Origin of the sequence: Vibrio sp. 10N.247.310.17, assembly GCF_041466605.1 — a bacterium.
Classification (GTDB): Bacteria; Pseudomonadota; Gammaproteobacteria; order Enterobacterales; family Vibrionaceae; genus Vibrio; species Vibrio tasmaniensis_A.
Genome location: NZ_JBFSTC010000051.1, coordinates 13663 through 35620, shown reverse-complemented (window position 1 = coordinate 35620; position 21958 = coordinate 13663). Strand labels below are relative to the sequence as shown.

The 21958-nt window shown below is 42.7% G+C and carries 18 protein-coding genes and 1 riboswitch; of the genes, 11 read left to right on the top strand and 7 right to left on the bottom strand.

Translation table 11 applies throughout. The annotated features are described in order from the left end of the window. Positions 1-350 precede the first annotated feature (350 nt). A complete protein-coding gene (locus tag AB6D80_RS14675) occupies positions 351-875 on the bottom strand; it encodes a DUF3087 family protein (RefSeq protein ID WP_009846286.1) in 525 nt (174 codons plus the stop codon). A 432-nt stretch (positions 876-1307) separates the two neighbouring features. Here AB6D80_RS14675 and trmY point away from each other — a divergent pair, with 432 nt between their 5' ends. Beyond that, positions 1308-1907, top strand: a complete 600-nt coding sequence (gene trmY / locus AB6D80_RS14670) for a tRNA (pseudouridine(54)-N(1))-methyltransferase TrmY (protein WP_372188916.1) — start codon at positions 1308-1310, stop codon at positions 1905-1907. A 138-nt stretch (positions 1908-2045) separates the two neighbouring features. On the opposite strand, the gene AB6D80_RS14665 is transcribed toward trmY, so the two are convergent. The 4 genes from AB6D80_RS14665 to AB6D80_RS14650 form a co-directional block, all read right to left on the bottom strand. Further along, a complete protein-coding gene (locus tag AB6D80_RS14665) occupies positions 2046-3119 on the bottom strand; it encodes an HlyD family secretion protein (protein WP_372188914.1) in 1074 nt (357 codons plus the stop codon). Beyond that, the gene (locus AB6D80_RS14660; protein WP_372188918.1) at positions 3086-4402 is read right to left on the bottom strand and encodes a glycosyltransferase; all 1317 of its coding nucleotides are present in this window, start codon (positions 4400-4402) and stop codon (positions 3086-3088) included. Before AB6D80_RS14660 ends, AB6D80_RS14665 begins: the two co-directional genes overlap by 34 nt. Then, entirely contained in the window at positions 4389-5744 is a 1356-nt protein-coding gene (locus tag AB6D80_RS14655; RefSeq protein WP_372188912.1) for a diguanylate cyclase, read from the bottom strand. The genes AB6D80_RS14660 and AB6D80_RS14655 overlap by 14 nt, the downstream gene beginning before the upstream one ends. Positions 5745-6157: 413 nt before the next feature. After that, positions 6158-7258: a permease gene (locus AB6D80_RS14650; protein WP_372188910.1), complete on the bottom strand. Its 1101-nt coding sequence runs from the start codon at positions 7256-7258 to the stop codon at positions 6158-6160. Between the two features lie 233 nt (positions 7259-7491). On the opposite strand from AB6D80_RS14650, the gene AB6D80_RS14645 reads away from it, so the two are divergent. Then, the gene (locus AB6D80_RS14645; protein WP_004733042.1) at positions 7492-7788 is read left to right on the top strand and encodes a helix-turn-helix transcriptional regulator; all 297 of its coding nucleotides are present in this window, start codon (positions 7492-7494) and stop codon (positions 7786-7788) included. Next, entirely contained in the window at positions 7772-8386 is a 615-nt protein-coding gene (sigZ, locus tag AB6D80_RS14640; protein WP_372188908.1) for an RNA polymerase sigma factor SigZ, read from the top strand. Before AB6D80_RS14645 ends, sigZ begins: the two co-directional genes overlap by 17 nt. A 126-nt stretch (positions 8387-8512) precedes the next feature. Here sigZ and AB6D80_RS14635 read toward each other — a convergent pair whose 3' ends face one another. Continuing rightward, complete coding sequence (locus AB6D80_RS14635; protein ID WP_017065874.1) at positions 8513-9127, bottom strand: YitT family protein; 615 nt, start codon at positions 9125-9127, stop codon at positions 8513-8515. 639 nt (positions 9128-9766) lie between these two features. On the opposite strand from AB6D80_RS14635, the gene AB6D80_RS14630 reads away from it, so the two are divergent. The 3 genes from AB6D80_RS14630 (at position 9767) to AB6D80_RS14620 (ending at position 14222) form a co-directional block, all read left to right on the top strand. After that, a complete protein-coding gene (locus AB6D80_RS14630; protein WP_372188906.1) occupies positions 9767-10978 on the top strand; it encodes an MFS transporter in 1212 nt (403 codons plus the stop codon). A 224-nt stretch (positions 10979-11202) separates the two neighbouring features. Next, entirely contained in the window at positions 11203-11928 is a 726-nt protein-coding gene (locus AB6D80_RS14625) for a sulfite exporter TauE/SafE family protein (RefSeq protein ID WP_009846277.1), read from the top strand. A gap of 389 nt (positions 11929-12317) precedes the next feature. Then, positions 12318-14222, top strand: a complete 1905-nt coding sequence (locus AB6D80_RS14620; RefSeq protein WP_017097979.1) for a methyl-accepting chemotaxis protein — start codon at positions 12318-12320, stop codon at positions 14220-14222. A 177-nt stretch (positions 14223-14399) separates the two neighbouring features. Here the strand turns inward: AB6D80_RS14620 and AB6D80_RS14615 are convergent, their stop codons facing one another. After that, positions 14400-15146 (bottom strand): phosphatase PAP2 family protein, encoded by a 747-nt coding sequence (locus AB6D80_RS14615; protein WP_372188905.1) that lies wholly within the window; start codon positions 15144-15146, stop codon positions 14400-14402. Between the two features lie 385 nt (positions 15147-15531). Beyond that, positions 15532-15682, top strand: a riboswitch (FMN riboswitch). A 348-nt stretch (positions 15683-16030) separates the two neighbouring features. Between AB6D80_RS14615 and ribB the strand changes: the two genes are divergently transcribed. From ribB to AB6D80_RS14590, 5 genes are all read left to right on the top strand, one after another. Further along, positions 16031-16687, top strand: coding sequence for a 3,4-dihydroxy-2-butanone-4-phosphate synthase (gene ribB, locus AB6D80_RS14610; protein WP_004733029.1), 657 nt, complete (start codon positions 16031-16033; stop codon positions 16685-16687). 340 nt (positions 16688-17027) lie between these two features. Next, positions 17028-18563: an ABC transporter substrate-binding protein gene (locus AB6D80_RS14605; RefSeq protein WP_102258231.1), complete on the top strand. Its 1536-nt coding sequence runs from the start codon at positions 17028-17030 to the stop codon at positions 18561-18563. Next, the gene (locus tag AB6D80_RS14600) at positions 18556-19569 is read left to right on the top strand and encodes an ABC transporter permease (protein ID WP_009846272.1); all 1014 of its coding nucleotides are present in this window, start codon (positions 18556-18558) and stop codon (positions 19567-19569) included. Before AB6D80_RS14605 ends, AB6D80_RS14600 begins: the two co-directional genes overlap by 8 nt. Beyond that, on the top strand, positions 19566-20444 hold the full coding sequence (locus AB6D80_RS14595; RefSeq protein WP_017097984.1) for an ABC transporter permease: 879 nt from the start codon (positions 19566-19568) through the stop codon (positions 20442-20444). The genes AB6D80_RS14600 and AB6D80_RS14595 overlap by 4 nt, the downstream gene beginning before the upstream one ends. Next, entirely contained in the window at positions 20441-21901 is a 1461-nt protein-coding gene (locus AB6D80_RS14590; protein WP_102258232.1) for an ABC transporter ATP-binding protein, read from the top strand. The genes AB6D80_RS14595 and AB6D80_RS14590 overlap by 4 nt, the downstream gene beginning before the upstream one ends. The last annotated feature ends 57 nt before the right edge of the window (positions 21902-21958 follow it).

Below are 21958 nucleotides of genomic sequence, written 5' to 3'. Positions count from 1 at the left end.
ATATTCATCAACGAGTGCCCACACAGATTGATAGGTTTAAATTGTTAAAGAGCTTTGCTTGTCGAAACTTTCTTTTTACAAAGAAACCCTTGAAAGCGGACGTGAATTCTAGCGATTTAATTTTAAGTGTCAAACACTTTTTAAAATTAATTCCTTTCGAACTTTCCGTCTTACTGATTTCCTCTGAAGCCTTGTAGCGTCTACCGTGTCAGTGAGGCGGCATTATAGAGATCATCGAAAACATGGCAACCCCTTTTTTGATAAAAATTCAAAAAAATTGCTTAAGCGTCTACTTTTACGTCAAAACCCTCTTTCATAGGCCAAAGCTCATACAATCAAGAGCATATAACTTAGAATTTCGCGACTAGATCTTTCGAGAATGTCTCTATATCCAGTTCGATACTCCACTTTTCACTAAGCTCCATTATGTTATCTAGAGATTTCTGAACCGTTTTTATCGTCAATGTATTGTTATCTAGGTCGTATACCTGTTTTTGCGTGGTGTAATAGAAGTAAAGGATAGTTAATGCTTCTCGGTCGCCTTGCTCAGCTCTTGGTTGAATACGCTTTAGCTTACGATAGATTTGATTGTGAATCTGTTTCAGGTTCCACACATAAAGCGCTTCTTTAAAGTAATCATGCCCTTTCACACGGCTCGCAATAAACGCATTCAAGGCGACTGATAAAATCACCCCGAGTACATTCAAATGGAAATTACCCGTCGCTTCCCCTGTAACGGAGCCAGCTGAACCAAAAAGCTCAATCAGAATGCTACCAAATACAATGGCAAACAAGGCTAGTGACCCAACCAATGAAACCAACAGTAGGTTCATCTTCTTTCTATATTCTTCTTTATTAATCTTCTGTAACTTCATCGACTACTTCCTTATGTAATACCAATCGTAGTAAATAACTGTTCACCCTAGCTGGTTAAAACGCTTAATAACTGCGTTAGAAATTTTGATTGTAGAATAACTACTTATCGAAACTCTTTGTCGAATAGAGCCGCCTTGTTCTCAAGCCTTTTTCCTGCGCTATTTATGATCACTTACTTACTGTGATTGGTATAAGTCACCTCATAATTTGCGCATACTATCTATGTAAACCTTGATTCTCTTCAACCTTTACCATCTTGTAATGTGGTCACTCTCTATTTAATACGTAGAGTTCTTGTGGTCAGTACTATACATAACTCCATTTGACTTCATTAATAGAAAAGAGTTACATACCGCCATAATTTTGGTTATTCATCAATTCATGTTGATAAAGTCTGTTTCGTTTTATCACATACTGACAAGGTACATTCCATGCGTTCATTTGTATTACGCGCTCGCGCAGCCCCTACAGAGAGCAAACTTATCTTAGAAGGTGTTGGGCAAGACGCTCATACTGAGATTCTGGCTCATACTTTGATGAACACGATCTTCGTTGCTCAATCTCACCGTGAGAATGTCACCGTGCACCTTGTGTTAGAAAGTACTAAAGACTTTTCACGTACGATCACTTTCGATTCAAATGAGATCACTAACATTGGTGGCTTTCATGAATCGGCATTGTTATCAGCGGTAGTAAGAGCGGTTGATGCTTCTCAAGGCATGACAAAAGAACAGACACGTCAGGTTGAACCGGGCATCACAGTTCGTACTATGAGCTTTGAAAAGTTGGTTAAAGAACTGGCTGAAGACCACCAGCTGTACATGATGGATAAGAAAGGCGACTTTATCCGTGATGCAGAGATTGCTAAAAACCCATGTTTCCTTCTAACTGACCACATCCCTATGCCGAAGAAAAGCTACAACAGCTTAAAGCGTCTAGGTACAGAGAAAATCAGTTTAGGTCCAAACATGTTGTTTGCTTCTCAGTGTGTTGTGTTGATCAACAATGAACTGGATGTACGTGGTTTTTGATATCCACAGCTCTCTCTACGATAGTTCTCTCTAAAGCAGAAGATCACTCTAAAACAACAGTTCGCTATAAAAATAGCTAATCCTAAAACCATAAATGGAGCGATATACGCTCCATTTATGCTCAAATTAGCGTGCTAATTAAAAACGCACTTCGACGGTCATCCCTTCAATCCAATATTCTCGAGGCAAATCAGCCGTAAAGTTCAATGCTACTTTGAGATATGCCGGTTGCCCTTCAAAAGGGCTTGCTAATTGAGTCGGCAACTTACTGACGATTTCTACCGAATCTGCAATCTCAGCCTCAAAAGTACTACCATTAGGAAACCTTACCTTGGTATGAGCTCCTATTATCGCATTCTCTAAATATTTAGGGTCTAAATACGCGACCACTTGCGGGATGGTATTCTTCGCTATCGTTACAAGCTCGTCACCTTCGAACACTCTCTGTCCTTCAACGACATGGATATCGACAACGCGACCTGCATAGGGAGACTTAATCGCCAATCCTTGTTCAACAACACGTTTAAGTGCTAGATCTTTCATTAAAGCACGTCGAGCCTGACTAACCGGACCCGCTAATTCTCTTTCTTGTTCAGCTAATTTCGCATTTTGATAATCAAGTTTTTGTCCATTAAGCTGATTGTTAAGTGAGTTACTCATTCCCACTATACTTGCGTAGTCCACATCGGATACCTGACCTTTCTTCCTGTATTCTTCATAGCGCGTTTGAATTTGCTGTACCGTGTTTAAATTACTGCGCGTTTCTTCAATACCTTTCAAGTGCAGTAAGCCAATATCATCAGGAAACCTGATTTCTAAATCTAATAACTCAGCATGAAGAAATTCGATTTGCGCTTCCACTTCCATATTAGTCAACTGAATCGCTGTCTCTGATTTTAGGATTTGACTTCCATCGTCTACTGGAATTGGGCCGACTACTCCTGCAACTTTAGAGGTTAAGGTTACAGGATGCGAGGTAATGATTGCCGGAGCAATAACCAGAAAATTTGTCTTTAAGAAAAAATACGCTACGAATAATAGAGGGCTAACCACTAAGCTTAAGATTAAATACCAACGAAAGCGGTAGCCTCCTCTTTTCGCTTGTCCGTAAGCAACTTTGATACCATCATCCGATTGAGGGTTATTCTTTTTATCAAGATGAAATTTCACTTTCATTGTTAAAACCTTTTGCCTTTTTTCAATACCCACCAAGGAGCCATACTGGATTCTTCATGACTTCTTCTAAATAACTCATTCACCATTGAGAACGCCGTAATCAACCGCATAAAGAACTGATAAAACGGATACAAGATTAGCCATTTTGCCATCTTAAGATCTTCTTTCGCTCTTTCGGAAACCAACCCAATATAGACAGTAAAAAACAACAACACTGTCGACAAATAGACGCAATAGATAAGGATCAGAAGTGCAGCAACAAAATCGAAGGGGTAAGCCCAAAATATGTAAAACATGAATAGCGAAACTAGAATGGGCAGCAATACGTTTTGTAGAACGCCATAAACTAAAGTAAATATAAAGTTTCCCCAACCGAGTAATCTAGGGGTTAGACCTTCATTGTGTTTCCTTAAAAACACAAATAATAAGTCTCCATCCCATCTTAGCCTTTGTTGTACCAACCCTTTCAGTGTATCGGGTACATCAGTATGGCCCACAGCTTTAGGTGTAAAAGCGAGTTTATTGTTTGGATGTCTTTTCTTGTACTGTTTGAGCCTCATCGTTAAGTCGAGATCTTCAGCAGTATGGGTATCCCACCCTCCAACTTGCTTCAGAGTGTTCTTTCGAAAGGCACCAAATGCTCCTGATATATTATTGAGAACACCCCAGTTGGATAGCCCCGTCTTACCAGCTTGCATTGATAACATATATTCAAGAGACTGCATTCGCGTAAGCAAATTTTCTTGCCAGTTTCTAACGCGTAAAGCACCTCCAGAAGCAATCACATTCTTATCAGTAAATTGCTTCATCATTTGTAACGCCATGTCGTTATCAAAAGAAGTATCACCATCAACATTAATAACAAAATCGCCGGTAGCGTTATCTAAACCAGCATTTAACGTTGATACGCGACCTCCTCTTTGCCACTTAGGAATGACACGAACATCTCTGTTTCTTACCGTTTTATGTCTTTGCTCCCCTCGCATTGCAGCTAAGTAGGTATCTTCATTTTGAGTTGCTCCATCGACTACGGCTAAAATCTCAATCTTTCCGGGATAAAGCTGTTCAACAAGCGTGTCGATCGTTATCTCAATTGCATCTCCTTCTCCATAACAAGTAATTACAAACGAGATGCTTGGGTATTCTTTTATCTCTATGTCACTGGCCGAATAAGACCAGCGAAAGATTCCACTTAACACAAGCAGAAAGAGTGGGAGCTCCACCATAATCATCATGGGGAAAAGCATTAGCCAAAGCTCAGAGTTCTCTAAAAGCATCCCCCAGAAGTACTGTTGGAGATCAAGGCTAACTGACAGCATAGATTTCACTGACTTTACTTTCTAACCAATAACCAACATCTTCTTTCATTGTTGGATCGGGTATACCCCATGCAAAGACATTCAGCGTGAAATCGTCATCTTCGATTAAAGAACAAAGTGCTTCAATTTTCCCGCGTAATACTTCTATATGTTCCATCTTAGCTTTAGGCATAAATACAAGAAGAACATCGCTTTTAAACTGACAACAAATATCAGAATCTCTAAACAATCCGTTTAAACGCTCTGTAATTTGCTCGATCAAAGCAAACATTTTTGCGTCTCCATTTTTAGACACATACTGCGCTAAATCAGGCAGGTGTAACCCCAATAATAAGTGCTCTTCTTCGTGGCGAAGTGCAATCCTATTAACCCAGCTAAGAAGATTAGAAAAATACCCGCCGTCTACTTTCCCGCTTAAGGTCAGTTCAGGCGCCGATAGCTTCACTCCATGACGGAATATATACTCTCCCTGAACTCCAAGTTTCAGCGAATAAATCTTCCTAACAACCAACTTTGAAATATCGTTTTTTGTACCACACTCGAAACAAGAAGCTAATGTCTCCGCCTCAGAAAAAGAGTGAGAGCATGAGTTACATGTATGAGTTTCTAAAGGGCGATCATAATCCACTCCAATATGTCGAAGCTGAGTCAAACATTTCGGGCATTCTAATTTTTGATTGCGTTTGAAAAGCCCTTGTTCAGCAACATGGCCACACGTGAAACAATGGAGAGAGGTACGCTCAGTAATATCAATGTCTTTGCAAGAAGGACACGCTTCGATGTAGTTTAAGTGGGCACTGGCACATTCATGACACACTCTTACTCGATCGATTAAATCCTCAATTTCAAAAGTGTCTCGCTTAGTCTCTGATAATACAAAACGATAAGTTGAACTTAACTCCGGATAGTAAAGCTCCACTAACGGATAGGAATATATCGATTTATGAGACAAATATTTGTGAGGTGATAATCGACGTCTTTGATCCAAGCCTAACCACCCAACAAGAGGGTCTAATGTATCCGATGAGTCGATAATACTTTCTAACGTTCTGCGGTGTTGAATCACCTCTTCTTCAACACTTTCTGGATTTAAAGTGCCGTCTGATAAACACTCTGATAATGCACTATCTTCTAAAATATAAATCTTCCAAGACCAAAATTTCCTGCTACGGTGGAGTTGGCTCATCAAGTCGTCTTGCGAACTAAGATCGCCATTCAGAACTATGACGCCGCCCAATAATTCAGGGAATTGATTAATGTCACTGACTGGCACGAGCTCAAATGATTCTCTGGTTTCAAGTGTAGGGGTTCCAAGGCAGTAAATTTTCAACTTATCTTTCATTCATTAACTCCAAGTCTTTTGACGCTGTCATCGTTGAATTAAAGCTAAACAAACGTTAATTTTGAACGATGCTATTTCATTATTCACCCTTACATAAATACTAGATATCGATATGAAAACCGTCCAATAATCAGCCAAAAAGATTAAATAAGCTCACCAATTAATTGACACCTACAAAACATGAATATTGTTAATACTTGGCATCAAAGCGGTTACATTCAAGTCTAAAAGTAGGGGTTGATGAGTGTTATTTTCGATAGCAGCACTTCCGGAATAATAGCGTTCTCAAACAAATTAAGCCTAATGCCCATGATTTTTTGACCGCCTAAACACAAAAAGAGCTCAACTAAGTGAGCTCTTTTTTTATTATCTATATCTTGCTATCAATGGAGTTATCTAGGAATCAGACCTGATTAACCAAAGATGAAGCTGTATAGGAAGCCTGCACCCATTGCCATGCTTAGGATAACGAATAGGAATGCTGCAATCATTTGGTTCTTGAAGATTGATTTAAGCAGGATAACTTCCGTCAAACTTGCACCTGCACTACCAATAATCAATGCCATTACTGAACCCAATGCCATACCTTTCTGCACTAAAGCTGCGCTTAGTGGGATTACCGCTTCAGCACGAATGTACAGTGGAATACCAATCACGGCTGCTACTGGAATTGCATACCACATACCTTCACCAGCGTACTGTGCAATTAGGTCTGTAGGAATGAAGCCGTAGATGAATGAACCAATCGCGATACCCATCATCAGGTAAGGGAAAACTTGTTTGAAGTCTTTCCAAGTTGAGAACCAAATTCTCATCCAACGGCTAGGTTCTTTCTTCTCTACGATTTCAGCTGTTGCGCTTCCATCCGCTGAACAGCATGAAACGGTTACTTGTGGCTCTTCTTTTTTAGAATCGCAGCAAGATGTCTCTTTAGCCATTACTGGTGCAGGTTCGCCACATGTACTTGTACCACATGAAGATTCTGCTTTAGCCGGTGCTGCTTTCTTAGGAGCAGAGTCACCACAGCTAGTGCCACAGCTTGAAGCTGAACCTGTTGATTCATACGCTTCAGGTTTTACGTAACGCTCAAAGCCAAGCTTCTCAAGTGCGTAACCAGCCACTACAGACACCGTCATTGCTACAAGGAAGTAGAACACAGCGACTTGCCAGCCGAACGTAATCACGAACAAACCAATGATCACTGGGTTCAATAGTGGGCTACCGAATAGGAACACCATCATTGGCCCGAAACCCGCTCGTGCACGCAGCAACCCTTTAAGGAAAGGAATCGTCGAACATGAACAGAAAGGCGTAATCGCACCTAGTAGCGCTGCAACCACATAACCCTTGCCGTTACGCGAGTTCAGAATCGATTGAATCTTCTCTGGAGTAAGAAACTCTTGCAGAATCCCAACAATGTAGCTGATCGCCAAGAAAAGGATGATTAGCTCTACTGCTAAGAAGGCGAACATATCAAGTGCGTCTTTTAGCATTGTTAACATTTCATTGCTCATAATTAACTCCAAACTGGATTGAAGGTCGGGCTCTATGAGAAAAGTAACCAACCCTTAATTTCGAATATTCTCGAATTATAGAAACAAACAGCTCCAGATCAAGATTTATTTCGATAAAAATCGAAATGACTTTCGAAAACACGGTTTTTCAATGACTTATACAGACACCGTTTTTAAATTTGAATTCGACATACATTTCGACTAACATCGAAATTAAATCTTGAGGAGTTAATATGAACTTAGAAGTCGTAGCGAAAGCACTTAAAGAGTTGGGACACCCTATTCGCCTAACTATTTATAAGAGTGTCGTTAAAGCTGGCTACCAAGGCATTGCAGTTGGCGGCCTACAAGAAGAGCTAGGTATCCCTGGTTCCACCTTGTCTCACCACATTTCAAGCCTAGCGTCTGCAGGCCTCATCAGCCAAAGACGAGAAGGAAGAACTCTATTCTGCGTGGCGGAGTATGAATGCCTAGAAGGTGTGATTGATTTCTTACAAGACGAGTGTTGCGTAAATGAACAGTGCAACTGATGCACCTTCGAACGGGGCACCTTTGAATAGTACATCTTTGAACTTAGAACAGGTTTGGGCTGAGTATCAGCAAGCGTTAAAGTCATTCTTGCATTCTAAGGTCAACAACACCGCCGATGTAGACGACCTGCTTCAAGAGATCTTGATTAAGACTTATCAGAACTTAGACAAGGTACAAGATGCGAGCAGTGTTAAGGCTTGGCTGTTCCAGTTAGCCAACAACACCATTATCGACTTCTACCGTAAACATGCACGCCAACAACGTGATAGCCAAATTGATGCTGAAGATCTGTGGTTTACCGATTTAGACCACGACTCTGAATTTAAGCAGAAGCTCTCATTGTGTATTGAACCTTTTATTCAGGCACTGCCAGAACAAAGTTCATCGCTACTGCTTGCTGTCGATATCAAAGGTCAAAGCCAAAAAGAGATCGCAGAGGCTCAAAACATCAGCTACTCAACCGTTAAGTCTCGTGTTCAGAAAAGCCGCGGGGATCTTAAGAACTTGTTTGAAGAGTGCTGTAACCTGTCACTTGATCAACAAGGCAATGTGATTGACTGCGAGCTCAAACCAGATAACGATTGCAGTAAGTGCTAATAGCCATCCCTAAAATAGAACAAAGCCAGCAGTTGATGCTGGCTTTGTTGTTTTCATAATCTGCAAATCACGCTTTGTTTATGCGAATCGAGTACTTAAGCGAACCTAGTGCTTGATCGTACCGAACTACGCCGCTTCCGCTTTTACGACCGGTTGATAGCGTCCCGGTTTATGGTTCATCGCCAAAATCAAGTTGGTTACTATCGCACCCAGTACAGACAGAAGAACCAGCGACACATCAACGATAAACAGTGAAAGCACAACAATCGTACAATCTAGTGCCATCTGAACCTTACCCGCACGAATCCCAAAACGTTCTTGTAAGAACAGCGCCAGAATGTTGAAGCCACCTAAGCTCATTTTATGACGGAAGATCACCAACATGCCGGTACCAATCAAGCCACCACCAAGTAAAGCTGCATACAATGCATGAATTTCGGCAATTTGAATCACGTGATACAAGTGATCCACGGCGAACGAAACAATCGAAACCGCGATAAACGTATTGATGGTGAAGCGCCAGCCCATACGAGCAACCGACAAAATATAGAAAGGTAAGTTAAGTGCGAAGAACACTTGGCCAAAGCTCAAATCTGTCACTTTGGTAATGAAGATCGCTAGACCAGCCGTGCCTCCGGTGAGCAAACCGACTTGATTGAAAAAGATAACGCCGAGTGACACTAGCGCGCTACCTAAGATCAGTGCCAGTAAGTTTTCGCGAAGGTTATGATCTTTATCCATGTGAATGACTCTCCCTGAATCTTTTAACATCGCGTTTCAGTCCCGTTGAAACGATTGAAGTACAAATTTACGATGTTTAACAGATAAGTCGAGTAAATGCGCAGTGTTACTGAGTGATTAATTTGTATACTAGCTTTTACAGGCTTTAAAATACTTCACTAAAACAATCAGTTATATCTAAAAAATTAAATATCCATCCTAAATTCTCCGCTTCTACCACATAATCAGCGAGCTTCGTGTTTTCCTATTTATTAGCTACGTTTCATTCCAACTCCAGCGATGCTTAAATCTATGCATAAAACGCATAGACTAAATCACAAAAGGTCATTTGATACATACCCTACTCGTCATTATGATGCGCGACTTCTTACAACATTGAGCGCATGTAAACACCTTATGTTTTCACAATCTCTTTTTGCCCAACTCGCCAGAATGACGCTATTCCTTGTCATTAGTTTGGTAATTGTGCATCACAATCAGCCATTGATCGATCTCTTGGCTCAGCATGCCGTTAGCAGTGGATGCCACCAGCAGTCAGCGCATGAGCATTCCGGGCACGAACACCACAATAAAATGACTGACCAACACATGTCAGCGCAAGACCACTCACATCACCACCATTAATTTAAGAGTATTAGAATGAGCATTTTCCGTTTTCCTTTACTGGTATGGCTTGGGATCGGCACACTTATTATCAGTCTAGGGATCAGACAATCATTCGGCATTTTCATGATGCCAATTTCAGAGCATTTCGGCACCGGCCGTGAGTTTTTCAGCTTCGCCATTGCTCTACAAAACCTGCTGTTCGGTGCGTTCCAGCCTTTTGTGGGCATGGCCGCTGACAAATGGGGAGCAAGACGCATCATTATTGCAGGTGCATGTGCTTACGGTTTGGGTTTACTTCTTACCTCTATTTCTACCGAATCAAGCATGCTTTACGTTTCACTAGGCGCATTAGTTGGCCTTGGATTGAGTGCGACGAGCTATGTGATCGTGCTAGGCGCGGTAGCAAAAGTAGTACCTGCAGAGCACGCGGCTAAGGCATTTGGTTTAACCACAGCAGCAGGTTCATTTGGTATGTTCGCGGTAATTCCGGGCGCGCAATACATGTTGAACGAATTTGACTGGCAGAGTGCGATGCAAGTCTTTGGCGTACTTTGTTGTTTCATAATCTCTTTTGCGCTGTTTATGCGAGCGCCTAAAGCAGCCTCAAACAAACAAGCGCAAGCTGAAGAGAACCAAACGCTAAAAGAAGCGTTGTCTGAGGCGTTTGCGAACAAAAGTTACTGGTTAATTCACGCGGGCTTCTTCGTGTGTGGTTTCCACGTAATGTTCATTGCGACGCACCTACCAAGTTACTTAGCAGACAAAAACCTACCGGCGAGCAGCGCAGCAATGGCACTGGCTTACGTTGGCATCTTCAACATCTTCGGGTCTTACTTCTGGGGTGTGATGGGTGATAAGTTCAGCAAGCGTCATGTAATGTCGGCACTGTACTTAGTGCGTGCCGTGGTTATCGGAGCTTTTGTCACTTTGCCTGTTACTGAGTCAACCGCGGCAATCTTCGGTGCAGCGATTGGTTTTTGTTGGTTGGGTACGGTTCCGCTAACTTCTGGCTTAGTTCGTCAGATCTTCGGTGCTCGTTACCTGTCAACGTTGTACGGTTTGGTGTTCTTTACTCACCAAGTGGGTAGCTTCTTAGGCGCTTGGGTTGGTGGTCGTATTTACGATTACTACGGTTCTTACGAGCCAATCTGGTGGTCAACGGTGGTACTGGCATTTGCAGCAGCACTTATCCATTTACCAATCAATGACAAGCCGATTGAGCGACTGAAATTGGCAATGGCTTAACGTTTAACGCTGACTCCCCCACTAGCGTAAACAACAAGTCGTTCCAATAAAGCGAGTGAGTATTGAAAAGAAGCATCCTGATATACTCACTCGCTTTTTTGTTAGTCACTATTTCACCAATTAAAACTGTCGATATTTGCATAAACCTCACTGAATAATAAGACTATCCTTTTCGTTTTAATTTATAGTATCCACTCGCTCCTTTAAAACTAATCCGCAGGCTTATGGAATACCTAGATCAGACCGCCCTTATCGCAATGGCACTCATTTTTGCAGGCTCATTTGTGCAAACTGCAATCGGCTTTGGTTTGGCCATTGTGGCTGCCCCACTGTTGTTTTTGGTTTCACCAGACTATGTACCTGCGCCTATCTGTTTAGTTGGCCTGTTCATCTCGTTATTCAACGCCTTTAAACACCGTGCAAACATTTCTATTGGCGGATTAAAAATCGCATTACTAGGACGCATTCCAGGCTCACTAGCAGGCGGTGCCTTGTTGGTGATGGTTTCAACGAGCGTGTTGTCACTTTGGTTAGGTTTATTAGTGGTATTTGCAGTGATTGTCAGCTTGCTTCCATTTAGGTTAGAGCCGACGCCTGCCAAAATGGGCATCGCGGGATTCTTCTCAGGATTTTTTGGCACCAGTTCAGGTATTGGTGGTCCACCTATGGCACTGCTACTCCAACACCAAGATGCCAATCAGCTGCGTGGCAACTTGTCTGCCTTTTTTGTCTTTAGTTCAATCATTTCGTTGATTGTTCAGATCCCAATTGGCTTCTTCACTATGCACCATTTGATCATCACCATACCTTTGCTGCCTGCTGCTTGGTTGGGTTACAAAGTGGCGTTAATGACCACGCAAAGCATTCCTAAAGAGAAGATACGTATTGGTTCTTTACTGTTATGTTCTATCAGTGGCTTTACTGCCATTTGGCAAGGCTTAGCTGGTTAGTATAGAGATAACGTAAGTACTGAAGGTTGCTTACGTTTTGTAACTATTTTGATGACAGCTCACTCATCTCGATAAGCAAGCTCATATGACTGACTAGTGACGTTATCCATTCTGCTCAAATACCCTAATGCGGCGCCTTATTTAAGCTTTAAAGTCAGTACCACACTGTCGTAAACATCTCTATCTGGCGGTCACGATTCCCTCTCATTCACCATCAATAAACCATTACTGCATAAACCATTTTTTCATAAGCTTTTTGTATACAGAGCTGAGACTGTTCAAATCAGGCTGAATGTTCAATTGGTAGCGTAGTCCTATTCATAATACGTCTATATACTGCATATTCATTAAGCAGGAAAATGAACACATTCAGTATTAAGGACTTTCAAATGAAACAACTTGGGTTTAAGCAAGTTCTTTTAGTCGCCGTATCAGCAATAATTGCAATAAGTGTAGGCTCAGCCAACTATTTTTCATATCAGAGCAATAAGGAAGCACTGACTGAGAATATTTACCAGAGCACACAAGACCGTATTCGCATTGAAGGGAACAAGGTTGAGACTTACCTGGATGCTAAAACACAAGCAGTAGCAAAAGTAGCTGCTGATTATCGTCAACATAATTATCAAGATAGACACGCCGAGCGAATGCGCGTGGGCTCATTAGGTGCTGATGTCGCGAACTTAATGATAGGTTTTGACAATGGCGATGCTTATGCCTCATTCGATTACCCGGGCTGGGATAATCACAAAAGCCCATCAAGCTACGACCCTCGCAGTAAAGCTTGGTACAAAGAAGGTAAGCGTTCAGGAAGCCTTGTATATACAGACCCATATACAGACTCCACAACAGGTACCTTAATGGTGAGCATTGGTAAAGATGTTGGTAACGGTGTGGTATTGGCAGACATTCCACTCGATGTTCTAAGTGACACTGTCTCTGAAATCGACCTCAACGGTGCTATTTCGATGATGATGACCAATGACATGACGGTGCTGGCTAGCACATCCAATGTGGTTAAGGTGGGCACTAAATTAACGGATTACGCTTCTTTGAAAGACGTTGCAAAAAAAGCACAAAATTCAGAAAGCACAATCGTTAATTATAGTATCAACGGCGTTGAGAAAGTGATGTTCAGCCATGCGGTTAGCTATGGTGATAAAGAGTGGTACCTACTTGTTGGATTAGACAAAAGCGTCGTATTCGCAGCGCTAGAAGTAGCTCAACAGCAAGCAATTATGATCACGATTGTCTACCTATTGATCAGCGTAGTTGCCACGTTATTCATTCTCAATATTCTTTACAAACCCATCCTAGCGTTGAAAGAAACCATTACAGGGCTATCAAATGGTGATGGTGATTTAACTCAGAGACTCGAAGTAAAGAAACACGATGATTTAGGGCAAATCGCATCTGGTGTAAACCAATTCATCGAGCATATACAAGACTTGATGCTAAAAATTGACGCAGCATCGTCTGAACTGAAAGAAAATGTGCAGCAACTTGAACATAAATCAGATGAAAATAACCACATTTTGAATCAGCACGTGCAAGAAACTGAACAAATTGTCACTGCCATTGAAGAAATGAGTTCAACAGCTGACGCCGTTGCCCAAAATGCAGGTGAAACGGCGCAATCAACTAAAGTCGCGTCCGATATCGGGGAGCAATCACTCAATGCTGTCGGTGATGCACAAATGAAGGTTAATGCACTAGTTTCTGAGATAGAGAACACATCATCGAACCTAGAAAGCATGAGCCAAGAAACTAAAGGAATCAGTGATATTTTGACAGTGATTGGTGAAATCGCTGAACAGACCAATCTTCTTGCGTTAAATGCAGCGATTGAAGCAGCACGAGCGGGCGAGCAAGGTCGTGGGTTTGCAGTCGTAGCGGATGAAGTGAGAGCCTTAGCGAGTCGAACACAAGCGAGTACACAACAGATTGAACAAGCGCTGACTCGATTGCTTTCAGTGAACAAGAATGTTGAAGAGTCTATGAATAAGACGAAAGGGACTTGTGACGAAACTTTTAATAACACCGAGAAAGTGGGCAGCAGCTTAAATGAGCTAACGTCACAAGTAACGGGGATCAATGACCTAAGTATTCAAATTGCAACGGCCGCAGAAGAGCAAAGCAGCGTCACTCAGGAAATTAGTCGTAACATGGTGGCTCTGAGTGACATTGTAAATGAACTCAACAAAAATGGAGATCAAGCTTTGGTGCAAACCAACAATATCTCCCAAGTAAACGAACGACTGGCATCAATGGTTGGTATGTTTAAACTACGTTAATTTCTACTAAAACAGTTAGTTAGAATGAAACCCGTAGTGTATGGAGGTTATAGTTTCAAATAGCATCTATAGTTTTTCAATAGCAGTCATCTTTAAAATAGCCGCCTTCTCCGAAGGCGGTTTTTTATTCCTCTCTTTCAAAAGCCCCACCAGAGCTCTTCTAGGCAAGTTTATTACTCATTTGCGATCTCTTAGAAACATCGGTAACAAAAGTTCTATTCTTTGCGTCGGAATCAGTGGCACCAATAGGTAAATCAAACCGGCAAAGGCGATAGACGCAGCTAAGTCTTCAGGGCGGTGCATACCAAGCCAAACACGACTATAAGCAACGCCACCAGCCCAAACTAGCAAACCGCCGACTAAGTAAAAACGTTTCGCTTCTAGGAACAAGCCGCCAAAGAACGCCAGACACACGCCAACGAAAATCATGTGCCCAGATGGGAAAGAATAGTCAGTCTCACCTAGCCAATGACGTGTTCGCCACTCACTCACCTTATCTTGCACAGATACAATCGCTGCGTTCTTTTCTACCAATGGCAGTTCGTAAAACAGCTCTGGCATGTCAACGACTTCTTGGGTCACCAAATACTCAGAATAAGGACGCGGGCTTTCTGTAGAGTGCTTTAAGAAAGTTTTTGCTGCAAAGCTGAGAACCAACAACAAGCCGAGCTGCAGACAAAGGCTGACGAGCTTAACTTTGGAAAATTTCATCGTGAGCAATACCAAAGACAAAACAGCTAGCGTTACCAAGAACCCTTGATTACCCGCCGAGTAAGTCACAAACGTTATGAAGGCGCCTTGGAAAGGCGAAACCCCAGCCCCAAGGTCAAAATAAGATCCAAAGATCAAAAACGGTACGAGAGAAGACAAACTTAAAACGAGCAGTAATAAGCCTTTGGATTTGTTAGAGAACGGAGATGTCATGACTAAGATCTTTTGGATAAAGTGGATGGATGCTAGCGCAGCTTAGCACTGCCAATATCAATTTTATGTCAAAACGGTCATTAAGCCGTCATGGTCTAACAATGTTCGATTGATGAACCTCTTGAGTATTGATTCGGTGAACAGCCACGCCAGCACCAATAATGTTCAACATCCATTTATGTTCATAGAGATAGCAAAAATCACTGAAACCAGACGAGACAAAGGCATCATCCCACTAATAGACTACCGGACGCGTTCTGCTGATAAAGTGAACACTTACCCGACTATAAGGCCGGAATCTGAAAAACTTTGCCCTCAGTCCTTTAAATCCACTATTGAAAGGATTACCATCTGGTCTGCTTTCAAAGCAAAACAGATTATTAATTTTTATTCTCAGGGCGGGGCGAAATTCCCCACCGGCGGTATGTTTTTAGCAAAATCTAAAGATAAGCCCGCGAGCGCTCGATTCGTCGAGGTCAGCAGATCTGGTGAGATGCCAGAGCCGACGGTCATAGTCCGGATGAGAGAGAATGAAAACACACTCGTTTAAGTTGGAAAGGTGTACCTATTTATTAGGTTCATGCCTCCAACTTAGACGGGTGCATTTCGTTTTGGATAAAACCATAATGAGCTAATACCAATCACAGTAAATAAATGATCAGAGATAGCGCAGGAAAAACGCTTGAGAACAAGGCAAAATTTTTCGAAAAGTAGTTATTCTACAGTCAAAAATTTTAACGCCGTTATCAAGGGTTTTAACCAGCTAGAATGACCAGTTGTTTACTACGATTGGTACAAGTCGACTTGTAATGAGTCTGCTTTGTTGTGCTCGGTTGAGATCCCTCATACAGCCCTGATTCTGGTGATATTTTAGGAGTTTAACCATGAATCAGTCTTCACTACTTGCCGAATTTGGCGAACCAATCACTCGCGTTGAAAACGCACTGCAAGCTCTACGCGAAGGTCGTGGCGTACTTTTACTTGACGATGAAGATCGCGAGAACGAAGGCGACATCATCTACTCAGTAGAACACCTAACGAATGCTCAAATGGCGCTTATGATCCGAGAATGCAGCGGTATTGTGTGCTTATGCTTAACAGACGAGCAAGCAAACCAACTCGAACTTCCACCTATGGTTGTTGATAACAACAGCGCAAACCAAACTGCGTTTACCGTTACTATCGAAGCAAAAGTCGGCGTAACAACAGGTGTTTCTGCCGCTGACCGTGTAACAACGATCAAGACAGCTGCAAACCCAACGGCTAAACCTACTGACCTAGCTCGCCCTGGCCACGTATTCCCATTACGTGCGCGTAAAGGTGGTGTACTGGCTCGCCGCGGTCACACAGAAGGTACTGTGGATCTAATGCAAATGGCAGGTCTTCAATCGGCAGGTGTACTGTGTGAAGTTACCAACCCAGACGGCACGATGGCAAAAGCGCCAGAGATCGTTGCTTTCGGTAAAATGCACAACATGCCTGTACTGACCATTGAAGATATGGTGATGTACCGCACTGAGTTCGACCTAAAACTGGCTTAATGTTTAATATTTAATGCTTAGTGCTTAGTGCTTAGTATCCCGATATTAACTCAAACGCATTGACCTAAACAGATCTAGGCTCACCAATGGAGCCAAGCTTATTTTAAACAGGGCATAGTGACTGTCACTCAAACAGCTTTTACAGCTGACTGATACCGTCCAATAAACCCTGTTAGAATCAGAACCGCATACAAAAATTAGAGCCTCACTGATTTCAGTGGGGCTTTTTTCATACTCACGTCCGATAAAAAACCGAGCCAATTAGCAACTATTATCATTAACAATACGCAATTGTTATGTTATAACATCGCAAATAATTACTCATAACTAGGACAAAAGCATGAAAAAGCTTGCCGCACTGGCGCTACTTTCCATCAGTGCACTACTCATATGGATATTTTTACCATCAAAAGAAACACAACCAACAACGCTAAACATTTCTGGCCCCTTTGAATTTACCGACCAAGATTTATCTAAAAACGGCTATTTATTTACACGGTTACAAGTCGTTGAAGCGCTTACTGCTATCGATAAGTCAGGCAACGTCACCCCTTTATTAGCGAAAGAATGGACAACTAACGCAAACAATTTACGCTGGGAATTCACATTGCGCCCAGACGTTGTGTTCCACGATGGCTCCCCGCTTACCGCGCAAGCTGTTCAAACTTCTCTTTCTCACGCTTTAAAAAAACCTGGCGTATTAAAGCGTGTACCTATCAAAGAGGTATCAGCTTCAGACAACCTTCTAGTGATAGAACTATCTCAACCTTATCGACCATTGCTGGCAGTGTTAGCTCATTACACAGCAGCGATTGCAGCACCAAGTTCGTTTGATCAACAAGGAAATGTTGCACAACTGAGTGGTACAGGTCCTTATAAAATCCAAGAGTTACAAGCTCCTCATAAAGCGCATGTTGTCAAAAATGCTGACTACTGGGGCACAAAAGCCTCGATTGAACATGTTCACTACCTTGCAGGTCATCGCTCTGAAAGCCGTGCTTTGTTAGCACAAACCGGTCAAGCCGATCTGGTTTACACACTCGACCCAGCCAGTATCGACCTGCTTGAGTCAGCAAAGAATGTTGAATTGGTGATGGAGTCCATCCCAAGAACGATCCTAATTAAGTTGAATAATGAACACCCACTTTTGAATCATTCAGATGTGCGTCAAGCTATCAGTCTAGCTTTGGACCGAACGGGTATTTCAAAACAAATTGTCCGCGTTCCAGGCTCTGAAGCCTATCAACTGTTTGCCCCTTCTCTTGGCGCATGGCACATCAATAACCTTGAGCAAACTCAGCGCAATATCGACCAAGCGAAAACATTACTTGCAGGGCAAGGTTGGCAGGAAAATGAGGAAGGTCTCCTTTCGCGAGAAGGCAAAACATTCGATATTACTTTAACTACCTACTCAGACAGACCAGAGCTGCCTATCGTAGCTACCGCGATTCAAGCTCAGCTTAAAGAAGTCGGCATTCAAGTGAATGTTTCTATCGATAACTCAAGTGCAATTCCATCAAAGCACAAAGACGGCACATTAGAAATGGCGCTCGTGGCGCGTAATTTTGGCACTACGGCGGATCCCCTAGCCTTACTGATGCGAGATTTTGCTAGCCATAAAGGCAGTGACTGGGGACCAATGAACTGGTCTTCTGATGAGTTCAGCAGCTTACTTCAACGTCTATCGGTTGAACCAAACCAAGAGCAATATAATCTAATGACTCAAGAGGCTTCATCCATATTAGCGGAAGAAATGCCGCTGATTCCTGTGACTTTCTACACTCAATTAGTCGCGGTGAATGAACGTGTTAACCACTTCTCATTTGACCCATTTGAAATCAACTATCGCATCTCAGAGATGACGATTAATGATTAATATCTTAATCCGAAGAGTACTCCAAGCCGGCTTTGTGGCTTGGAGTATCGGAACACTCACTTTCATTTTAATGCGCTTGTTACCCGGCGACTTTGCTTTTCGAATTGCAGCGGGTCGCTATGGGTATGATTATGTGGATGCGGATGCGGCACAAGCGGTTTATCAAGAGCTAGGGCTTGATCGTTCGGGCTTGCAGCTATACCTCGAATGGCTATGGGATCTTCTCCATTTTGATTTGGGAACATCATTGATTAGTGGCACCCCCGTCATTGATGAAATCAGCCACCAGCTCGGGCATTCCATTTTATTGGCAGTCGTCGCGACCGTCATTTCTCTTCTCATTGCCATCCCAATCGGTATTTATTGTGGAAAACGGACCGACTCTTTTGCAGACCATTTCTCGCTATTAGGTTCCATCATCTTAAGAGCTCAGCCTGTATTTTTAATAGGTTTGGCCTTGGTGATTATATTTGCGTTACAGCTGAATTGGCTTCCTGTGGCAGGCTTTGGTCGAGTCGAGTTTATCATTTTGCCCGCCCTCGCCTTGGCACTATCGCTGGCTGCAATGTCTAGTCGTCTTATAAGAAACGCCACTCACGATGCCATCACAGCACCGCACTTTTTATTCGCTCGTTTAAAAGGACTCAGTGAGGCGCAAGCTTTTCAGCATCACGCTCATAAACACATCGCTTTACCTGTTATTACTTTTGTTGGTGTTCAAGCAACCGGGTTAATTGAAGGGATCATTATGATCGAGTCATTATTCTCTTGGCCGGGTATTGGTCACGCGTTAGCGCATGCGATTTTCCGTAGAGATATACCAATGATTCAAGGTTCTGCTCTGCTGATGGGGCTTCTATTTGTGGTCATCAATACCTTAGTCGATCTTGTTAACTACCAATTGGATCCAAGGCAACGCGCGAATAAACCCTCTGCTTTATTTTCAAAATTTGCACCTAATAAACAACAAGCAGAACCCGAAAAAAAGAAGGTTAAGATCGTATGAATTTAACAAAGCCGCAATGGTTAGGTCTGATTATCTTAGCCGCCTTATTATGCCTAGTCATGCTAGAACGGACTGTCTATCAAGGTGATATTGCCAAGCAAAATTTAGACCTTGCATTCACAACGCCTTCTGTCGAAGAACCTTTAGGCAGAGACCATTTTGGACGCAGTAATTTGGCAAGATTAAGCCACGCCATCAGCACCTCACTTTCCATGGCATTAATAAGTATTACTACCGCTGCGTTGTTAGGGACGTCAATGGGAGTAATCGCTGGTTGGAAACAAGGATGGTGGGATAAAATCTTTTCATTCAACGTGAACATGATACTCGCCATGCCCGGCTTAATTCTTGTTTTACTTTTTGCGGCAATGGTTCCTGGATCATTCCTCATTCTATATATCGCCATATCGCTCATGCTGTGGGTGGATTTTTTCCGCGTGTCACGCAACCGAACGTTGTCACTCATTCAGTCACCTGCAGTAGAAGCCTCTCGGCTTTATGGGTTCAACCACTGGTATATATTCAAGCGTCACTTATGGCCAGATTGCCGAAATGATTTATTCACCCTGTTCTGTTTTGGTACGGGTAATTCAATACTGGCACTCGCGTCTTTAGGCTTTCTGCATGTTGGGCTCAAGCCGCCAGAAGCTGAACTCGGCTTAATGATGGTTGAACTATTCCGTTACTACCACCAAGCCCCTTGGGTTTTGATTCAACCGGTACTGACCGTTTTTCTTCTGGTATTAAGCTTTCATTTACTAGCTCAAGGAAAACGTCACACGCAATCCTCAAAAAACCATACGCATAATGAACCGGGAGCTAAACAAGAAAAACCCCAACTAGGCAAACAAGCGGATAACGGAGTAGCAGCATGAACGCAATGTTAAAAATTGAAAACCTGTCGATTCAAACTGATACTCAAACCTTAGTCCAGAGCTTAAGTTTAGATTTATATCCGCAGCGTCCGCTCACCATTTTGGGAGAAACAGGCGCGGGGAAAAGCCTAATCGCGGCAGCTATCGCCGGCACATTACCTGATGCCTTAAAACCAGAGGGCGACATTACTTTGTTTGATGAGCTTAACCCTTTAAATCGAGAACGGTTTTGGGGCAAAGAAATAGCTTTGCTACCTCAAGAACCTTGGTTAGCACTCAATCCGCTTCGGACTATAGGATCGCAGATAAGCGAAGTTCATAAGCTGGTTTTAAACGAAGGTCGTTCCCAGAGTGACACACTCACCCATCATGCACTTCAACAAATGGATCTGGGCAAAGATGGAGATAAACACCCATTTGAACTCTCGGGCGGAATGGCGCAACGTGCTGCGTACTTATGTGCGACACAAGCTGGAGGCAAACTGTTAATTGCCGATGAACCCACAAAAGGCTTAGACGAAAGCCGACGTGATCACGTTGGGCAACTTCTCCTTTCTCACTGCCAACAACTTGAAAATGGCAAACCCGGTGGCCTGCTCACCATCACTCACGACATTAAGCTGGCTAAAATGTTAGGTGGTGACATCATTGTCATGAAAGAAGGGGCAATTGTTGAAAGGGGAGACGCTAAAGCCATTTTAGATCAGCCACAAGCGGCCTACACAAAAGCGCTAATACAAGCGCAACCTGAGTATTGGTATCTTGATCAGCCAACTTCCTCGCAACCTTCAAATGAATCAAATAGTCACGCTACTCCCTCAGAGGTTGGTATACAAAGCGGGCAGAAGCCATTGCTTGAAGTTGAAAGTTTAGCGATTTACCGCGATCAAAGAACACTCTTTTCAGATCTCACGTTCTCATTATCACAAGGTGAAATACTGGGAGTTTATGGTGACAGCGGATGCGGGAAATCTTCTCTCGCCGATACTTTACTAGGGTTGCATCACGACTTTTCCGGCAATATCGACTGGCTTCAAAAAATCGAAAAAGGACAACGCCTCAAGCTTTACCAAGATCCACCCAGTGCGCACTCCCCTCACACAACACTAAAAACGTTACTTAATGACTTATGTGCGCTTCACAAGCTAAATCGCTCCAAGATACCCGTACTTCTAGATAGATTGAGCCTTAACTCTGCTTTGCTTGAACGTCCATCAAGCCAAGTATCCGGAGGAGAATTGCAGAGGTTTGCGATTTTACGAGCGCTACTGATGAGCCCAAAACTGTTAATTGCAGATGAACCCTCATCACGATTAGACCCCATCACAGCAGCCCAAACGCTAAAGCTGATTGTTGAAGTATCGAAAGAAGCTAACTGCGGCCTAATTTTGATCAGCCATGATCAACTGGCTTTGAGTAAGCTATGCAATAAAGTGATCGACTTATCGCGCTATTGATTTATCTAGCTATTGATTTCTGGATCGATAGACTTATTGAGCTATTGGGCTATCGAC

Excerpts from the sequence above, each read along its gene's own strand:
- AB6D80_RS14675 (WP_009846286.1), bottom strand. The coding sequence starts at position 875 with ATGAAGTTACAGAAGATTAATAAAGAAGAATATAGAAAGAAGATGAAC.
- trmY (WP_372188916.1), top strand. The coding sequence starts at position 1,308 with ATGCGTTCATTTGTATTACGCGCTCGCGCAGCCCCTACAGAGAGCAAA.
- AB6D80_RS14660 (WP_372188918.1), bottom strand. The coding sequence starts at position 4,402 with ATGCTGTCAGTTAGCCTTGATCTCCAACAGTACTTCTGGGGGATGCTT.
- AB6D80_RS14655 (WP_372188912.1), bottom strand. The coding sequence starts at position 5,744 with ATGAAAGATAAGTTGAAAATTTACTGCCTTGGAACCCCTACACTTGAA.
- AB6D80_RS14650 (WP_372188910.1), bottom strand. The coding sequence starts at position 7,258 with ATGAGCAATGAAATGTTAACAATGCTAAAAGACGCACTTGATATGTTC.
- AB6D80_RS14645 (WP_004733042.1), top strand. The coding sequence starts at position 7,492 with ATGAACTTAGAAGTCGTAGCGAAAGCACTTAAAGAGTTGGGACACCCT.
- sigZ (WP_372188908.1), top strand. The coding sequence starts at position 7,772 with ATGAACAGTGCAACTGATGCACCTTCGAACGGGGCACCTTTGAATAGT.
- AB6D80_RS14635 (WP_017065874.1), bottom strand. The coding sequence starts at position 9,127 with ATGGATAAAGATCATAACCTTCGCGAAAACTTACTGGCACTGATCTTA.
- AB6D80_RS14630 (WP_372188906.1), top strand. The coding sequence starts at position 9,767 with ATGAGCATTTTCCGTTTTCCTTTACTGGTATGGCTTGGGATCGGCACA.
- AB6D80_RS14625 (WP_009846277.1), top strand. The coding sequence starts at position 11,203 with ATGGAATACCTAGATCAGACCGCCCTTATCGCAATGGCACTCATTTTT.
- AB6D80_RS14620 (WP_017097979.1), top strand. The coding sequence starts at position 12,318 with ATGAAACAACTTGGGTTTAAGCAAGTTCTTTTAGTCGCCGTATCAGCA.
- AB6D80_RS14615 (WP_372188905.1), bottom strand. The coding sequence starts at position 15,146 with ATGACATCTCCGTTCTCTAACAAATCCAAAGGCTTATTACTGCTCGTT.
- ribB (WP_004733029.1), top strand. The coding sequence starts at position 16,031 with ATGAATCAGTCTTCACTACTTGCCGAATTTGGCGAACCAATCACTCGC.
- AB6D80_RS14605 (WP_102258231.1), top strand. The coding sequence starts at position 17,028 with ATGAAAAAGCTTGCCGCACTGGCGCTACTTTCCATCAGTGCACTACTC.
- AB6D80_RS14600 (WP_009846272.1), top strand. The coding sequence starts at position 18,556 with ATGATTAATATCTTAATCCGAAGAGTACTCCAAGCCGGCTTTGTGGCT.
- AB6D80_RS14595 (WP_017097984.1), top strand. The coding sequence starts at position 19,566 with ATGAATTTAACAAAGCCGCAATGGTTAGGTCTGATTATCTTAGCCGCC.
- AB6D80_RS14590 (WP_102258232.1), top strand. The coding sequence starts at position 20,441 with ATGAACGCAATGTTAAAAATTGAAAACCTGTCGATTCAAACTGATACT.